The organism is Bradyrhizobium sp. T-12, assembly GCF_058314695.1.
This window is the reverse complement of the sequence record NZ_JBZFQJ010000002.1, coordinates 161288-178018: the sequence shown is the minus strand read 5'-3', so window position 1 is coordinate 178018 and position 16731 is coordinate 161288. Positions and strand designations below refer to the sequence as shown.

The 16731-nt window shown below is 58.4% G+C and carries 11 protein-coding genes and 5 pseudogenes; 4 read left to right on the top strand and 12 right to left on the bottom strand.

Features of this window, described 5'->3' with window-relative positions; genetic code table 11:
- Positions 1-12 precede the first annotated feature (12 nt).
- The 3 genes and pseudogenes from AC0WRY_RS35110 (at position 13) to AC0WRY_RS35100 (ending at position 3545) form a co-directional block, all read left to right on the top strand.
- On the top strand, positions 13-714 hold the full coding sequence (locus tag AC0WRY_RS35110; protein ID WP_128929700.1) for an RraA family protein: 702 nt from the start codon (positions 13-15) through the stop codon (positions 712-714).
- 46 nt (positions 715-760) lie between these two features.
- Positions 761-1962, top strand: a pseudogene (locus tag AC0WRY_RS35105) (pyridoxal phosphate-dependent aminotransferase).
- Between the two features lie 236 nt (positions 1963-2198).
- Positions 2199-3545, top strand: coding sequence for an IS5 family transposase (locus AC0WRY_RS35100; RefSeq protein ID WP_128929701.1), 1347 nt, complete (start codon positions 2199-2201; stop codon positions 3543-3545).
- Between the two features lie 174 nt (positions 3546-3719).
- Here the strand turns inward: AC0WRY_RS35100 and AC0WRY_RS35095 are convergent, their stop codons facing one another.
- From AC0WRY_RS35095 to AC0WRY_RS35040, 12 genes and pseudogenes are all read right to left on the bottom strand, one after another.
- On the bottom strand, positions 3720-5129 hold the full coding sequence (locus tag AC0WRY_RS35095; RefSeq protein WP_128929702.1) for a DUF2130 domain-containing protein: 1410 nt from the start codon (positions 5127-5129) through the stop codon (positions 3720-3722).
- 107 nt (positions 5130-5236) lie between these two features.
- Positions 5237-5557, bottom strand: coding sequence for a hypothetical protein (locus AC0WRY_RS35090; RefSeq protein WP_128929703.1), 321 nt, complete (start codon positions 5555-5557; stop codon positions 5237-5239).
- 167 nt (positions 5558-5724) lie between these two features.
- Positions 5725-5904, bottom strand: a complete 180-nt coding sequence (gene tnpB, locus AC0WRY_RS35085) for an IS66 family insertion sequence element accessory protein TnpB (protein WP_128929704.1) — start codon at positions 5902-5904, stop codon at positions 5725-5727.
- Positions 5882-6070 (bottom strand): hypothetical protein, encoded by a 189-nt coding sequence (locus AC0WRY_RS35080; protein ID WP_232995589.1) that lies wholly within the window; start codon positions 6068-6070, stop codon positions 5882-5884. Before AC0WRY_RS35080 ends, tnpB (AC0WRY_RS35085) begins: the two co-directional genes overlap by 23 nt.
- 65 nt (positions 6071-6135) lie before the next feature.
- Positions 6136-6234 (bottom strand): annotated as a pseudogene (locus AC0WRY_RS35075) (hypothetical protein); the annotation flags it as partial.
- A pseudogene (locus tag AC0WRY_RS35070) lies at positions 6213-6481 on the bottom strand (IS110 family transposase); the annotation flags it as partial. The pseudogenes AC0WRY_RS35075 and AC0WRY_RS35070, both read right to left, overlap by 22 nt.
- Before the next feature lie 873 nt (positions 6482-7354).
- Positions 7355-7795 carry a VirK family protein gene (locus AC0WRY_RS35065; RefSeq protein ID WP_128929705.1) on the bottom strand — a complete coding sequence of 147 codons (441 nt, stop codon included), beginning with the start codon at positions 7793-7795 and terminating at the stop codon, positions 7355-7357.
- Positions 7796-7992: 197 nt separating this feature from the next.
- A complete protein-coding gene (locus tag AC0WRY_RS35060) occupies positions 7993-8967 on the bottom strand; it encodes an IS4 family transposase (RefSeq protein ID WP_232995590.1) in 975 nt (324 codons plus the stop codon).
- Positions 8964-9479: an IS4/Tn5 family transposase DNA-binding protein gene (locus AC0WRY_RS35055; protein ID WP_232995591.1), complete on the bottom strand. Its 516-nt coding sequence runs from the start codon at positions 9477-9479 to the stop codon at positions 8964-8966. Before AC0WRY_RS35055 ends, AC0WRY_RS35060 begins: the two co-directional genes overlap by 4 nt.
- A 190-nt stretch (positions 9480-9669) precedes the next feature.
- Positions 9670-10096, bottom strand: a pseudogene (locus AC0WRY_RS35050) (IS66 family transposase); the annotation flags it as partial.
- 428 nt (positions 10097-10524) lie between these two features.
- Positions 10525-10689 (bottom strand): annotated as a pseudogene (gene tnpB, locus AC0WRY_RS35045) (IS66 family insertion sequence element accessory protein TnpB); the annotation flags it as partial.
- 110 nt (positions 10690-10799) lie between these two features.
- Positions 10800-11114, bottom strand: coding sequence for a transposase (locus AC0WRY_RS35040; protein ID WP_128929707.1), 315 nt, complete (start codon positions 11112-11114; stop codon positions 10800-10802).
- 2043 nt (positions 11115-13157) lie between these two features.
- Between AC0WRY_RS35040 and AC0WRY_RS35035 the strand changes: the two genes are divergently transcribed.
- The gene (locus tag AC0WRY_RS35035) at positions 13158-15803 is read left to right on the top strand and encodes a PAS domain-containing protein (RefSeq protein WP_128929708.1); all 2646 of its coding nucleotides are present in this window, start codon (positions 13158-13160) and stop codon (positions 15801-15803) included.
- Positions 15804-16731 lie beyond the last annotated feature (928 nt).

Sequence of the window (16731 nt, the reverse complement as noted above, 5' to 3'; positions counted from 1 at the left end):
AAGAGAGCGGCGATGACGAATATTTCGACTGAGGCCCTGCTAACCCTCGAAAAGACGGCCGTCGCGACCGTCTCGACTGTCCTTCGGCAGAAGGGCTTCGCCCGTGTCTCGCTGCGCGGACCGCGGGCGCTGGTGGAAGGGCAGAAGCGCATCGCGGGGCCGGCCTACACGATGCGTTTTGTGCCGGCGCGCGAAGATATCACGACGACCATGGCCGTAGCCGGCCCCACGTCGCCGCGCACGGTCATGGAGAAGATTCCCGCCGGCGCCGTGGTGGTCGTGGATGCGATGGGGCTGCGGTCGGCCGGCGTGTTCGGCGACATCATCTGCGCTCGGATGCAGACGCGAGGCATCGCAGGTCTTGTCACCGACGGAGCGATACGCGACCTCGTCGGCATGAAGAAACTCAATTGGCCGATCTGGGCGGACGGCACCACCGCGCCGCCCTCGCCGTCCGAGTTCTTCTGTGCCGACACGCAGGTCGCGGTGGCGTGCGGCGGCGTTACGATATTTCCCGGCGACATCGTGGTTGCGGACGACGACGGTGCCGTCGTCGTGCCGGCCGCGATCGCAGAAGCCGTTGCGGTCGAAGCCTTCGAGAAAGATCGCTTCGAGGAGTGGGTCTACGATCAGGTGAAGGCGGGAGCATTGCTCGACGGTCTATATCCACCGAACGATGCGACCAAGGAACGCTACGCGAAAGAGAGGCGCTGATTCTATCGTCAGCGCCCTAATCAAAGGATTTTTCCAGGAAAGCAAGATGTCATTCGTGTCCGACGCGCTCGAGCGCATTCAACCCTCCGCCACTATCTTCGTCACGCGCAAGGCGCGCGAACTGAAGAAATCCGGCTGTGATGTCGTCTTCCTCTCCGTCGGGGAGCCCGACTTCGATACGCCGGACAACATCAAGGAGGCCGCCAAGGCGGCGATCGATAGGGGCGAGACCAAGTACCCAGGTACGCCCGGCGTGCCGGCGCTGCGGGAGGCAGTTGCCGCGAAGTTCAAACGGGAGAACGGGATCGACTACAAGCCGAGCGAAACCATCGTCGGGACGGGTGGCAAAAACGTGATCTTCAACGCGCTCCTTGCGACGCTCAACAAGGGCGACGAGGTCATCATTCCCGCGCCGTATTGGGTCAGCTATCCGGATCTCGTCCTGTTTGCTGGCGGCAGGCCAGTTTTGTGCCAACTTGTCTGTCTGACGGTTTCAAGGTGACCGCGGCGGCGCTCGAGGCGGCCATTACACCGCGCACGAAATGGCTGATTCTGAACTCGCCGTCGAACCCGACCGGTGCCGCCTACAGCGGCGATGAATTGAAGGCTCTTTCCGAGGTGCTGGTCCGGCATCCGCACGTATGGACGCTGTCGGACGACATCTATGAACATCTCACCTACGGCAATTTTGTCTTTACCACCATGGCGCAGGTCGAGCCGGCTCTCCGCGACCGAGTCCTCACGGTCAATGGCGTCTCGAAATCCTACGCGATGACCGGTTGGCGCATCGGTTACGCGGGTGGGCCCGAGAGGCTGATCAAGGAGCTCGAAAAGCTGCAGAGCCAGCAGACGTCGGGTGCCTGCTCGATCGCGCAATGGGCGGCTGTCGAAGCGCTAAACGGCCCGCAGGATTACATTGCCAAGAGTCGTTCTGTCTTCAAGGAGAGGCGCGATCTCGTCGTGTCGTTGTTGAACGAGGCGGATCATCTCAAATGCCCGGTTCCCGACGGGGCCTTCTACGTCTACCCGTCCTGTGCAGACGCGATCGGAAGGAGCACCCGCTCCGGTAAGTTCCTCCGGAACGACGAGGATTTTGCCGCGGCACTCCTCGAGGAGGAAGGCGCCGCGGTCGTGCATGGCGCCGCGTTCGGCCAGGGGCCGAATTTCCGATTGTCTTATGCGACCTCGACCGAGGTTCTCCTTGATGCCTGTGCACGCATTCAGCGGTTCTGCTCAGGGCTCAAGTAGGTCGGTTGTTGCGGGCGCCCAGGGTACGCACCTCAAGCCGCTACTCGCGCAGTTCGTCGCAAAAGTTAGTCGTCCGTGAAGAGCGGCTAAACGACTGAGCTGGGATCGCATTATTCGTTGTTGCCTGTTTTGGGATTGCAGGGTTTTGATGCTTCGGGCATCGGAACCCTGCAATTTCGTTTTGAGGATTCCATCGAATCGCCAGTCATGATTCCGTCCTCGCATCGGAGGTGGCGATGCGACCGAAGAAGCCCAAAGCGACGGGATCGGGCGATCTGTTCCGGGCCAGGCTGGACCAGATCATCAACATGAAGCACGAGCTGGTTCAGCTCGCCGGCAAGGTCGACTGGGACTGGATCGACGGCGAGATCGCGCCGCTCTACAGCGAGAACGGTCGGCCGGGCATCGCGACCCGCTTCATGATCGGGCTCTTGCTGCTCAAGCACATTTACGGCCTGTCCGATGAGGGGGTGTGCGAGCGCTGGGTCCACGACCCGTATTTCCAGTACTTCACCGGCGAAGAGTTCTTCCAGCACGCCTTCCCGCACGAGCGCTCGGACCTGAGCCACTGGCGCAAGCGGCTCGGCGACAAGCTGGAGCTGCTGTTGGCCGAGAGCCTGCGGGTGGCGCACGAGGCCGGCGCGTTACGCAGCCAGGACCTCAAGCGGGTCACAGTCGACACCACGGTGCAGCCAAAGGCCATCACCTTCCCGACCGATGCCAAGCTGCTGCACGCGGCAATCAAGGGGCTCAACCGCCTGGCGAGGAAGCACGGGGTCAAGCTGCGGCAGTCCTATCTTCGCATTGCCAAGACCGCGGCGATGATGGCGGGACGCTACGCCCACGCCAAGCAATTCAAGCGGCATCAGCGGCAGTTGCGCATCCTGCGCAGCCGGTTGGGCCGGATCATCCGCGATATCCGCCGCAAGATCGAAGGTCAGGCCGTGCTCGAGAACGCCTTCGCCCTGCCGCTCGGCAGGGCCTCGCAGATCCGCTCGCAGCAGCAGCGCCAGCGCGGCTGGAAGCTGTATTCCTTCCATGCTCCAGAGGTCGAGTGCATCGGCAAGGGCAAGGCCGCCGCACCCTACGAGTTCGGTGTCAAAGCCTCCATCGTCACCAACAACCGCCGTGCTCCAGGCGGCCTGTTCGTGCTGCACGCCAGGGCGCTACCCGATAACCCGTACGACGGTCACACCTTGCGGGACGTCATCGACCGCACCGAGACACTCACCGGCTGTGCGATCGAGCGGGCCTATGTCGACAAGGGATACCGCGGCCATGACGCGCAAAATCCTCGTCGCGTCTTCATTTCCGGCCAGAAGCGCGGCGTCTTCGGTGTCATCAAGCGCGAGTTGCGCCGCCGCTCCGCCATCGAGCCCATCATCGGACACCTGAAGACCGATGGTCACCTCGGCCGATGCTACCTCAAAGGCCGCCCCGGCGATGCGGCTAACGTCATCCTCTCCGCCGTCGGTCACAACTTCCGCCGGGTCCTCGCCTGGCTGAGGGCTCTTTGGTGCCTGATCCTGACCACCTTCATCGCGGCCGCCAGCGACCGCTCATCGCTACAATCGGCTTCTTAACGGACGACAAGTTAAGGACAATGTGATTGCGACCGCGCCGCCGGCCGCCATTGCGGCAATCGTCGCCTTGTTTTTGGTCATATCTTCGGCTAACGGCCCGCCTTCTTCAGTCAGGCCGTGACATCGTGAATTCGAAAACACGATTTTACGCGCAGACTCAATACTTCGACCGCCTCACTCCGCGGCTTCGGCAGGCGCGCTCTTAAGCTCCGCAAATTTCGCAGCCATTGTCGGATTGCCCCGAGTTAGCTTCTTAATCGTCACGTCCTGTGCCTTGTCATTGGCAAGACGCAGGTTGCGATCCGCACCGATCAAGGCATCCTTCGTCTTCTGCAGATGATCGATCGACTTGTCGATCTCCGTAAGAGCCGTCTGAAAGTGCCGGGAAGCAAGATCATAGTTCTTTGAGAATGCGGTTTTGAACGATTCGAGCTGGTTCTCAAACTGGGTTATATCGACATTCTGCGCTTTCACGAGCGCAAGCTCGGTTTTGTACTTCAGCGAATTGACTGCCGCGTTCCTTAGGAGCGTAATCATAGGCAGGAAGAACTGCGGCCGGATGACATACATTTTTGGGTAGCGGTGGAAGACGTCGACGATGCCGGCATTGTAAAGCTCGTTGTCCGGTTCAAGCAATGAGACCAAGATAGCGTACTCGCAGCCCTTCTCGATGCGATCCCGGTCAAGTTCTTTGAGAAAGTCTTCGTTTTTGCTTTTCGTCGCGGTCTTATCGCTCTCGTTCTTCATCTCGAACATGATCGAAATGATTTCAGTGCCTGCCTCGTCCGAGTCGCGGAAAATGTAATCGCCCTTGCTGCCGGTCCGCGCGTCGTTGTCCTTCTCGAAATAAGCGCGCGGAAAAGCCATCGACCGGACCCGGTTAAACTCAGTCTCGCAGTGTTGCTCGAGGGTCTCGCCCACCATCTTGGTCGAGAGGCGGGCCTTCATATCCTTGAGACGCTCGATGGCGTCGTCGCGATCTTTGATCTGGGTTTCGTACTTATCCTTCAACGATTGCTCGGAGAGCTGCTTTTCGAGCTGTACTCGACTGATGCCGCTTTTCAGCTCATCACGCTCTTTTTCGAGGGCACCTACCGCTTCAGTCACGGCGAGCTTCTTCTCAAGCTCAACTGCCTGAACCTTCGCCTTCAGATCCTGGATCTCCCTTTCCTTGGCAGTAGCAATCTTGTGCTGCTCGCTCGCCAGGAGCGCGTCAGCAAGCTCCGAGGCCGCCTTCTTTTCGCGCTCGGACTCAGCTAGCGCGTTCGCGAGTCTATCCCGCTCCTTTTCGACGGCGCTGAGCGCTTCAGCAACCGCGAGCTTCTGGGCAACGCCGCTCCCCTCAAGCTTGGACTTTAATTCCTGGATTTCAGCGTCCTTAGCAGCCGTGGTCTTCTGCAGATCGCTGCTTACCTGGGCCTTGGCCAATTCAACGGCGCTCTGCTTGTCACGCTCGGCCAGCTCCAACCGTTCGTGGAGCTGCTGAGCGAAATCCGCGTCACGGACTTGCTTCAGGATGTCCGCGTAACCGGCTTCATCAACCTTGAAGGCCTTGTCACAGTGGGGACAGATGATCTCGTGCATGGTTCCTGGCCGGATCGTGGCGCTGCTGTTGTCATTGAAAAGGGACGGACCGGCAGAATCGGACCCCAGGAGAACAAAATTAGAACGAGCGAACTTGGAACGTCAAGTCAAGCCCAGCAAGTTCTGGGCGCTTTGCTTGGACTATCCCCCGCTTTCATGAACGCCATAGGTCGGCCCAGATCACGACATTCGCTTTGATGACCACCAGTGCTCATGTCAATCAGAGTGTCCATTCCGAATCGTCCTTGCGGCAGGGCGGTATTGATCCCGACTGTGTTCGCGTCGCTGCTTTGCGCCGCGCTAAAACACGACACGGCCACGCTCCCCTCCGGCCAGCGCATCCAGATCGACCTTCGCCTGGCGGCACGAGCATCGACAATAAGTACGCCTCGATCGCGCGGATCGTCGCGCAGCGCCGCGATGCTCATGCGCTATTTCGAGCATATCGCGGCCGCGCCTGCTACGTTCAAAGTAGCTTTCGAGTCATTCTGCCGCAGTTGTCCCGCCGCCTGCGGGCGCCGTGCTTCTTCCGGACGGACTAACCTCCAATCCAGCCCCTCGAAAAAGGCCGCGAACATCGCCCGCGACATCCGCATCACGCCGTCCGCAATCGTTGGCCTCGGTTCGATCGGAACACGAAGGCCGCGCCGAGGAACGGGTCGAGACGAAGCATCTCCTGCACCTCCGTCGCAAGCCCATCATGGCCGCCGCGGAAGTCGATCGGCCGCGTTGCAAATCCGCACCAGCCGCGATCATCGTGACGCTCGCACCGCACGGATTACCCGGGACAGCTGCTCGGCATCAATGGCCATATCCGTCCGCAGCACGACATCGCCGATCGCGATCTCAAGCTTGATCGCCGGAACCTGACGCTCCTCCAACGCACCTTCCACGACCAGCGGCGCGAATGTCGGCTGCGACGCTTCGCACGGCGGCAACATGTCTCGCTGTCGCAACCCCCTCGCCAATCGTAGATCTGCCAGCGCGTCGCTCCGTGCTTGCGCGCCACCTCGGACACCTGAGCACCGGGCAACAGACTCTCGGCGACGATCCGAGCTCTCTCTGTCGCGCGGCGATCAGGGTGGATGGCGCCACCACCGTGCATTCGTGGCCGAGCGATTGGATCAGACGATAAAGGCCATGGCCCGTCGGGCCGGCCTCGTAACAGAAGTGGATGCGATTAAACCGGCTGGCGAATCCACACTATAATACAATACGGCGCACGTTAACGTCCGAAGCATCGACTTCACCGAAGAAGCGAACCCCTCCCTCCCAGCCTGCCTCCGCAATCGCGACGGCATTTCTCAGTTTGGCGACACGATTCCAACAAATGCTTCCCTATAATCCGCCACGGCGCCTCGGCTCGGACCTAAGCAACCTCGGACACGCAGTGTAGGGCGAACGACCCCACCGGCAGAGACGGACATGCGGTCTTACAATCAATTCCTGCCATGACGATGAGATCAATCTATTCCTTTACCGCTTGGAGCGATGAGGCCGGCTTCGACCAGCAGTTTTCCCCGAGAGAGTTCCATCACCCATGTCGTGAGCCTGACTACCATCTCGGGATATATACTCCTGCGAACGTTTAGCATGGCGCCTTGCGCCGCCTAGTGCAAGGCGCACTGGCCCGGCACTCGCGACGTTCTGACCACAACGTTCTGCGTAAGCGGCCCCCCTAGTGTCGGCACGCCCCCGGGTAACTGTTGCAAACATACTGGCCAAATGGATATGGAGCAAGATCTTCACATCCATTAGGGTCGCCGACGCAAGGACTTGATGGTCCGGCTCCGAGTGCATCGGCGTTGAGATGCTGTCTTGCGACGTAGACGAAAGACGTCGCCGCCAGCGCGAGGGCGAGGACGATCGCCGATATAATCCAAACGTTCTTCATTCCAGCCGTAACTTCCTTAGGTTGACTCGGTGACGCTTAGCCAAATGGTAACAACGCGGAGCTCAACTCGAGCGCAATTGAGCTTTCATTTCTTGGCTGCTCCACACCTCGGCCTTTGTGATGGCGAGGCTCTTCGCGTCTCCGGCTTGCGACCAGTCAGCGGCAGTCGACTCCGAACGGGTAAGTCGAGCTGCAAACCACGTTCTCATCTGCTCCGGTCAGCAAATCTCTTGAGATCGCGCCGATCACGATCTCTGTTGCGCTTCTTTGCTGACGCCCCGGGTGGCCGATGCCGAACGGCAGCTCGGCCCCTCGACGGCGGCTATTGCCCTTACCAAAGGAACTTCGCGCCGTCTGGCAGCTCGCAGACAAATTCACCCTGGATCACGGCTTCGGCCGCGCCAGCAACCAACTTTGAGGCCTTTACCTTGAGCTTGCCTTCGCGGTTAAGGCTGTGGCGGATGTATTCGGTAACAGGGTGTCCTGAGTCGTCCAAGGTTTGATGCACATTGGCGAAGCTGATTCCGTTCTGCGCGCTAACCCTGAAGGCGCTGATAATCAGACCACCTTGCATGGCTGGTCCGGGCTGACCGCCATCAACGGTTGTGCAACGATCGAGATCTAGTATTAGCGTTACTACCTTGCCGGCCCGCAGGGCACTTAGCACGTCTACATATTTTGCAGAAGGCTCGCCGGCCTTCGCTGTCGTGCTTACGCTTGCCACTAAAAGCAAGGAAGACAGTCTCGTTAGACATGTGATATTGAGCCGCATATGCTCTTCTCCAATACAAGACTCACATACGTAGCAGTACCCGTCTCGTCTCGTGCTCGGAGACTTTGGCGGGCACCGAACGTCAGGCGAACGTCGCCGTTGCGATAAACAGCATGCGCTACTACCGTACGCAAGTGGTTGCGAACGCAAACCTAACGTCACAATCTCGTATGTAAGGTACGCATACGACGAAGCTTTCAATTACCCACATTTCCAGCCGCTGCAATTTCGGCACCGAGTTTGATATCTGTGAGTCTCGAGAGACAGCGCCAGATGACAACATTTCCCGGTGGCGGATCGGCTGCCCGGGCCAAGTAGCCCCCTAATCGTGCAAGTTTGGTAAGATAAAATGCAAGGGTTCCAGGCCGACATCGTCGATGGCTGGCGCCGCTGATGAGTTGATCGAGCAATGCGATCTCGGTGTCTGTCAGTGCGAGCTTCGGTGACGCGTTTGGGGCGAGGCGATTGAGCATGGTGAGCCAGAGGACGCGCCAGCTGAGAATGCAGAAGACTGCCATTAGATTGGCAAGTCGCTCCGCGGTCCGGAGTTTTGAGTCTTCCGCCTTACAACCCGATTTCAGGATCTTGTGGAACGCCTCGATTTTCCACCGCATGGCGTACCAGTTGATCTTCTCGATTGCCTCCGAGCGCCTGCGGACGGCTAGGTCCGTGATGAGCTTCCACTCAATCGGTTTACGGCCCTTTGGCGTACCGCGCTCAGTGGCATGGATTATAGTAAGGTCGAGGGCTGGATAATGTTTCTGCTTCCCGATGGGAGGCAAGACCGCGATCCGCTTGAACTTGATTTCCAGCGCGGCCTTCGTCGTCTCGCCCTTGTCGTTGCGCACGTCGATGTAATGCAAGCCTTTGACGCTGGTCTCTTCCATCTCGGTTGCAATCGTATGACCGCCATCGCCTGCCAGCCGATCGACGCAGGCGCGGACAAGGAAGTGAGCGCCAAGCTCTTGCGTCAGGCAATACAATTCGTCGATGTCGCTTTCACGGTCACCGATATGAATGCAACGCTCCGGCTGTCGGAGCCGCTCGATCGATTGCCTGAGATTGTCGAGCCAGCGAACGCTCTCCTTCTTCTCGATCGGAACGCGGGTCGGGTTGATCTTCTTCTTGAGCTGCGCCCTGCCTTTGAACTTTTTTCGTGTCCAGAACTTCACCGCCGCCAATCCCAGCGGCAAGCCTCGACAGTCACAGCGAGACTGGAATGCATCAGCATTCCGCAGACCGTGTGATGGCGCCAACGACCGTCCTTGTTCCGACCGCTGTTGACGCTCTTGGTTAGGCCAATGGCGCTCGTGTTCGCGCGTTGATAGGAGAATTCCGTCGTGTCCTGAATGAGGAGAATTGGGCCTGTACAATCATCGTAACGTGCGCGTGTGGCGGCGAAGTGGCCGCTGAGGATGTCGGCTTCCTCCACGCGCTCGTTGGCGAAGAAGCGGTAGGCCGCCTTCGTGTTCGCCCAGTCCTGACGCGCGAACGGTATGCTCCCGCCCATACCGTCACCAATTTGCTTCAACAGCTCGCCAAATCGTTGACCAAGACGAGCATCCTTGAAAGCTGTCTTGTCGATCTCGCGCTCCGTCCAGTGTTCGACGGCGCTTTCATCACCATCATCCTGGCGACCATCCGGGCCGGCCGACCAACGAGATGTCGTTCCACTTGAACACATCAAGGCACCTCGCCGTCGCGATTCAGGTGCTCGACAATGAATCACAAGCGATTCATCCGATTCAAGATTTTTCGATCAGGGCTACCGCAATCGAATAAAGCATTCGTGGGTAATTGAAAGACGACGAAGGTCGCCTGATTGACGCATGCGCGCGGGGGCCGGGTAGCGCTATGATAGCGCTGCGTGAAGGTTAGGCAGCTTGCTGATCGGTAGGTTCGTCGGCTTGGCGCGGGAGCTTCCATTCCCAGGGCAGCAGTTCGTGCAGACGCGAAGCGGGAAGATCGACGATCCGGGCGAGGACGTCGGCAAGCCCGGCTTTGGGATCGACATCGTTAAGACGACAGGTAGTGATCATCGTCAGCATGATGGCGGCGCGTTCGGCGCCGCGCAGGCTGCCGGCGAAGGTTCAATTGCGCCTTCCCAAGGCGATGCCGCAGCGCTCTTTCGGCGGCATTGTTGCTGAGGCAGATCCTGCCATCGTCGAGGAAGCGCGCAAAGTCGGCCCAGCGCCTGAGCATGTAATTCATAGGCTTCAGGACCTCGGAAGAGCGCGAGAGGGTTTCTCGCTCGCGCAGCAGCCAGGCGTGCATGTCGTCGAGCAGCAGCTTGCTTCGCGGTGTGCGCCGCTTGAACTTCTCCCTTGGCATCACAACGACTGGTTCCTGCAGTTCTCTACAAGAGCCTGTATCCAGATCGCGTCCCCTAAACGCCGGTCGCCATCCGCGCAGTAATCCAGGCGTCTCACGGATTGATCTCAGGGATGGCACGCGCCCCTGATTTTGGCGACGCCTTAGTAATTTTCGACGCGTCATCGGAAGATTTGCTTTCGCTCGCCTTCTGGATACGTACCTGCCCCGTAAACCCGGGACTTTTGCAACACTTGCTGATGACCGCGCCTTTTAAACGAAGCCACAGTGTCGTGGTTTTGCACCTGCGCCTGGAACACCGATGCAGGAGGGCCGTCCTCCATCTCTCATAAAGCTGTACGCATCAAATTCGGATATTCACCTCCTTCATGCTCTGCAGCACACCGTGCCAGATCACCTTTCACAAGATCGCTTCGGCGACCACGGAAGACGAACAGGTGACCGCTGAGCGGGTCCTTGCGCAGCACCTCCTGCACTTGGCGCGCCAAGGACGGAAAGCCTCGGCGCATATCCGTGTGGCCGGTCGCCAGCCACACTCGCGCACCCGCCGGAACCGGAATCATCGGCGCACCAAAGCATCGAGAACACGACGCAGCGCGTCTCCATCACCATCCCTGGAATGCGCACTCCATCAACCTCGCCATCGATCCGGATGCGGGGTCCGGTACCAAGATCAATCTCGATGATGCCTTGGCTCTTCCGTCGACGCCCCGATGTCGTCGCCAAAGGGGCTTCGGCAACCTCCCGCGGCGGCACAGACGGCCGACTCTCGACCGGCACGAACGGCCGCTATACTCGCTTCACCGTGCTTACAAAGCTCTTTGCGCCACCGGAACAGCTGGCTCACATGAAGGCCGGCCGTGCGAGCCACCTCGGAAACATTGGCTCCGGGCTCGAGCGATGCTGCAACTAGCCGTTCCTTCTCATCCCGCGACCACCGGCGCCGCCGCTCGACCGATGTGATCACCTCCGCCCTCGAAATCGTCATAGCGCTTCTCCTAGGATTACCCCTAGGACCTGCAGCGTTCGCCTCCGTCAAACAAGGCGGCCCTCAACGGAGGAATACTATGTAAGTGTTACGAGCGGCACACACTTTGCAATATCGTTCGGCACTATCAATCCGGCGAAAGGCGAAGGGCAGCACGCGCACTAAACGACGAGGTCGATGATCTTCTATGTCAGCGCCAGGGGACTTACCTAATTCCGCATTGAAGATTAGCCTCTGCATCCGCGCTCGTGCTTGACGCGAGACGATTCATGATCCCGTAAGTCGAGTAACGATACGGAGGTCAGCCGTCGTGCTCTCTTGATCCCTAAATTGCATCCTCTCGACACGACGCCCCACTAGACGCGGCAAGCTCAGAAGCGTGACATTGAGGACACTTGGCGCCACATCGCTCACCTCGTCCACGACATCCAGCCTCGCGAATGCACCTGAATGCATTTCGACAACGCTTGCGAACACCCAAGTGGTCCGGACATAAAGCGCTATGTGACAAACAGAAAGCCGGCCTTAGCGGCTGGTTTCTTGAAGGCGACTAACCAATTTGCATCCAGATTGCTTGTTCTTAGGGTCGCCAGCCCCGATGCTATCCGTTTCCGTTCGGAAGTCTAAAGCCTGGCGCATCTTGACATGGGCACAGCGGACCTTGACGGCTTGATTAGACGAACGGCCACGGCGCTGGCCCCAAGCGCACTTGCGCGGGCCCACAAAAATGTTGGCCAAACCGTCTTCTCCCGCCTATTGCAAGGAGAATACAGCATATCAGTCCACTCGCCTGCTGCGCGCATTCAGCGTCATTAAAATCGGCCTTTGTGAACTTCAGCGCTTGGGCTCCGCCCCTTGCACGACGAACCCGCCCGGCTGCGACATGGCGACGAGGCGCGCCGCCGGCGGAGGAGCTGGCTAGTGACCTATTGTGGGTACCTTGGCTGATAGGCCTCGATCCGATCGAGGCAAGTTGAGAAAGCAGTGCCGCATCTGCGACTTCGCGACATCGCCAAGCCGCCAGCTTTCGCGGATAATGTCGAGGAGGTCTCCATCTTGACAGCGTCGGTCCATTTGCTGGCGCCCCCTTGCGCGAGGCCGTCGGCCGACCATTCTATGGCTCCCTTGGCGCCGACCGTTGGACGGACAATAGCGGCACGTGCCAAGTCAAGCGGCTGGCGTCCAACGCTCGGCTACCCCTCCTGTGCAACTCGAGCTGTCTGCACGCGTACACATCTTAGAAACGTTGCCAGCTACCTTCCCAAAGGCAGCTACCAATCCCGAGAAGCTCCGGGGTATCGCCGATATAGGAAACGTGAATCAAATTCTGGCCCGAATGAGCGAGCCAATTCAACAAAGGAATTGGACTTCAGTTGGTCGGAGGCATCTAGGCGGTTTGCCTTGAGCAGATCGACAAGACCGAATTAATCTCCATGGCGCTGCCTAAAATTACGGCGAGCGTCAAGGCTTGCAGGTAGACAGCGAGCTATACGGAGAGCAGAAGGGGCGCTGTGGACGAGAACGTTAGGACAGCCACCAGCCTTACAATCGGATGGCTCGAGCACATGACAAACCTGAGGAGAGCGATCCGGATCGAACCGCCGGCACGCTCTCGCGATTGGCTCACACTAGCCCGTCCACCCTCTTCCTCTCCATCAGAAGGAGCCGCTCAAAAGGCTTTCGCCCGGCCCTTTCCGGAACGACACACGGCCTCCTCAAAATCCCTGAGACTCAGCAATGCCCCGCGGCCATCCGTCCACCGTTTGGTTTTGCACTCCTCTGCCACTCGCCGCGGCAATCCAGATTGTAGCATTGCCGCCAACGAGGAGGACCGCTAAAAGCACGATACGCCATTGATTTACTATGTGAGCGTACGATTTCTACCATGTAAGAGAACTATACGAAGGTTTGTAATGCGCCTTTTTTTTTGGCTATGCTGATTTCGGCGGCCGACGTAGAAAGCGCTCAGGAGCGCTTGTCCGGCGGCTCGAACAAATTCCTGCATTTTAATCATCCCGCCAGAAGGGCCGGACGGATACAAGCATGTTTAATTGGCTCATCGCGTTTGGACGTTCATCGGCGCAATTTATTTTGGCTAGCATTACGCTCGCGGCATTGACGCTAGCTTCCTTGTATCTTCATAGCCCTTTCGCAGCCACAGCGCTTGTCTATTTGGTCGTGATTTTGGTGTTTTCGCTGATTGGCACTTTCGTCGCATCGTTGGCGCTTTCCATAGTCGCCGTCAGCGCTTTAATTTACGTCCTCACGTTCAATCCCCAGATCGACGCCCCTCACGAGCTTTTGGTGATTATCGCTTTCCTTACTGCGTCCATCATCGGAACGCGCCTGATCGCAAAACTCCGCTACGAAAAGGAAGCAGCGCGTGAGGTCGCCGCCGAGCTAAGGCACAGCGCGGACGATCTGCGCAACCGAGAGAAACTCTGGCGCGAGATCTTTGAGCATAACCCGGCCATGTACTTCATGGTCAATGAAACCGGAACCGTCCTGAACGTCAATAGTTTCGGCGCGATCCACCTCGGCTATACGCCCGCGGAACTGATCGGCCAATCGGTGTTCAGAGTCTTTCTGAAAGACGATCGCGAGGTCGTTCGCAAATCCATCGAGCGATGCCTTACATATATCGGCCAATCGCGTACATGGGAAATCCAGAAAGTCCGTAGGAACGGCTCGGTGCTGTGGGTGCGCGAGACTGCCAAGGCGATCTTGTGGGCCGACGATAAGCCCATCGTCCTCATTGCCTGCGAAGATATCACCGAACAGAAGCGGACGGTTCTTGCTCTTCAGCGGAGCGAAGCGCATTTGGCTCAGGCGCAAGAATTGAGCCACACAGGCAGCTTTGGCTGGAACGTGGCCACCGGCGAGGTCTTTTGGTCGAAGGAAAGCTTTCGGATATTCCAGTATGATCCAGAGACCAAAGTAACGGCGCAACACGTCATTGACCGCACTCACCCAGAAGACAAGACTTCTGTCCAAGACACTTTGAATCGGGCCCTTCGAGGCGAGCATTTCGAGCACGAATACCGATTGCTGATGCCCGACGGCTCGATAAAGTACATTCACGCGGTGGCACGTGCTACGAGAACCGCGTCCGGGAATATCGAGTTTGTCGGGGCGGCCACGGACGTCACGACAGCAAAGCAGACGGAACAACAACTGCGCCGTAGCGAGGCCTATCTGGTCGACGCGCAGCAGCTCAGTCGCACGAGCACCTGGTCGTGGGACTGCAACCGTCGCTGTTTTGCTTATCGCTCCGCCGAAGTCAGTCGTCTATTTGGCTTTGACCCGGATGAGCCGGTGACCATTGAGGCCATCCGATCGCGGATTCATCCAGACGACTTGCCGCGGCAACAGGAAATCCAACGTCAGGCCATTGAACAAAAAACAGGGAATTTTGAATACGATTTCCGAATCTGTCTTCCCGACGGCGCGATACGACACATACATGCTGTTGCGCACGCCGTGCTGGCAAGCGATGGCTCAACTGTCGAACTCGTCGGAACGCACATGGATGTCACTGAGCAGCACGCAGCCAAACAACAATTGGAAGACACTCTTGCTGCGCTACGCGAGAGCGAGCAGCGCTTTCGTGACTACGCCGCAACTGCTTCTGACTGGTTATGGGAGACCGGGCCGGATCACCGGTACACCTTGTCGGAGCACACCAACGCTACGGACCTCTTGGCAAGAGCGGTCATCGGCCTGCGTTGCTGGGAGATTGCGAGCGACGTTGAAGAAGAGCCCGAGAAGTGGCGGCAGCATGAAATAACGCTAAATGCCCATCTTCCATTTCGCGATCTGGTCTATCGTACCGTGGGGAGGACCAGGTCACCAATCTACTTCCAGAGCAGCGGCAGGCCCTTATTTGATGTAAGCGGCCATTTTCTCGGCTACCGAGGCGTGGCCACTGATATCACGGCGAAAGTTCGCGCCGATCAGGCTGAACAAGGACTGCGAAAGGCACAGGCGGATCTTGCGCATGTGACGCGCCTGACGGCGCTGGGGGAACTAACAGCCTCTATCGCCCACGAAGTGAACCAACCGCTCACGGCCATAATCAGCAACGCCGATGCGTGCCTTGGCTGGCTACGTCGCGAAGCTCCCGACATTTCCGCCGTGCACAGATCCGTAGAGTGGATCATTGATGACGCTATGCGCGCAAGCGAAGTGATTCGCAGGGTCCGCACACTCGCGAGGAACGGTGATATCGAGATGGTAGCGCTAGACATTAATGAGGTTGTGAACGACTCTATCGCGCTGGTAACGCGTGAGCTGATTAACCACCAAGTGACCTTGCGAACTGAGCTAGCACCATCACTTCCCAAAATTCTCGGTGACCGGGTTCAGCTGCAACAAGTAATCATCAATCTGGTGATGAACGGAGTAGAGGCCATGCAAGCTGTTGACGACAGAGCGCGCGAACTGATGATTCAGTCATCCAGAGACAATGAGAGCCGCGTGCAGCTCTCCGTGACTGATAGCGGCGTCGGCATCGCTGAGGGTGATAGGATCCGAGTCTTAGATCCGTTCTTCACCACCAAATCTACCGGCCTTGGAATGGGTCTGTCGATCTGCCGCTCGATCGTAGAAGCTCACGGAGGCCGCCTGTCGATCGTCCAGAAGCAAGAGCCGGGCGCATCCTTTCAATTTGTCCTGCCAGTCGTGTCATGATTGGAATTTGACTAGCCGTGTGAAATCGGGTCGACAAGTACGATCGTGCTTATTGTCGAAAGCTAAACGGCTCGATGCCTCGACGAAACTTTCGCTCGGCATATCTGGATATCGCCGCATTCGGATCGGCTCACGGAATGCTGCAGGGCACACCTTCGGGTCGCATGGCCATCGGGTTCTTGACACCGACTGCTGGGACCGTGAGTTTGTATCTAACCTGGCGAAGTTGAATGTTCACCCCGCATGAACCTCAAACTGAGGAAGGCGAAGCGTTCGATCGGATCGCAACAGAATCGAAGCTGAGCAGACGATCACGACGCCTCGCTGGCAAGCAGCTTTGGCACTGGGCACCACCGGCTCCGATTCAGGGCGCTTTCGCGTGCTTCCCGCTCGACGGCCCGAATGCCGCTTCCGTCCGCAGAAGGATGCACGAGCTGAGCAGCAGACCACTCGTTAGATAGCGAAGCGCTGGCGATTAGCCGCAGTCTCAAGAGCTAACGCTGCGGGTTCCCTAGTCACACCGCCGGCGCCTTCAGGGCCTTGAGTGACGGCCTTAACCGCTTTCCGGCCAGATTCGCCACAAATTCCATCGGTACTTTTTGAAGGGGTCGATCCCTTTCGGGGTGTCAGCCCTAAGAAGCTGAGTTCCTTCAGCAAGCGCGTCGTGCCGCTTCGGCTTGACCGTACAAGCTGATCAGCTTGGACTTGCACGCGTTGCTGTACGAAATCCCCGGCGCCGCGATACGATTATTACGGCTCCTCGATCTGGCCGAAGCGGAAAGAGGACGAGACGTTCGAGGCCCCCTCCTTCAAAGCGTTGAGCCGATGGGACGTCCTGGGCCATAGCGGAACACATTGACGCACAATCGAGCGCCGGCACCCAACCTGCGCGTCAACAGCGACGCCCGATGCTCGCGGTTCTGTTTTT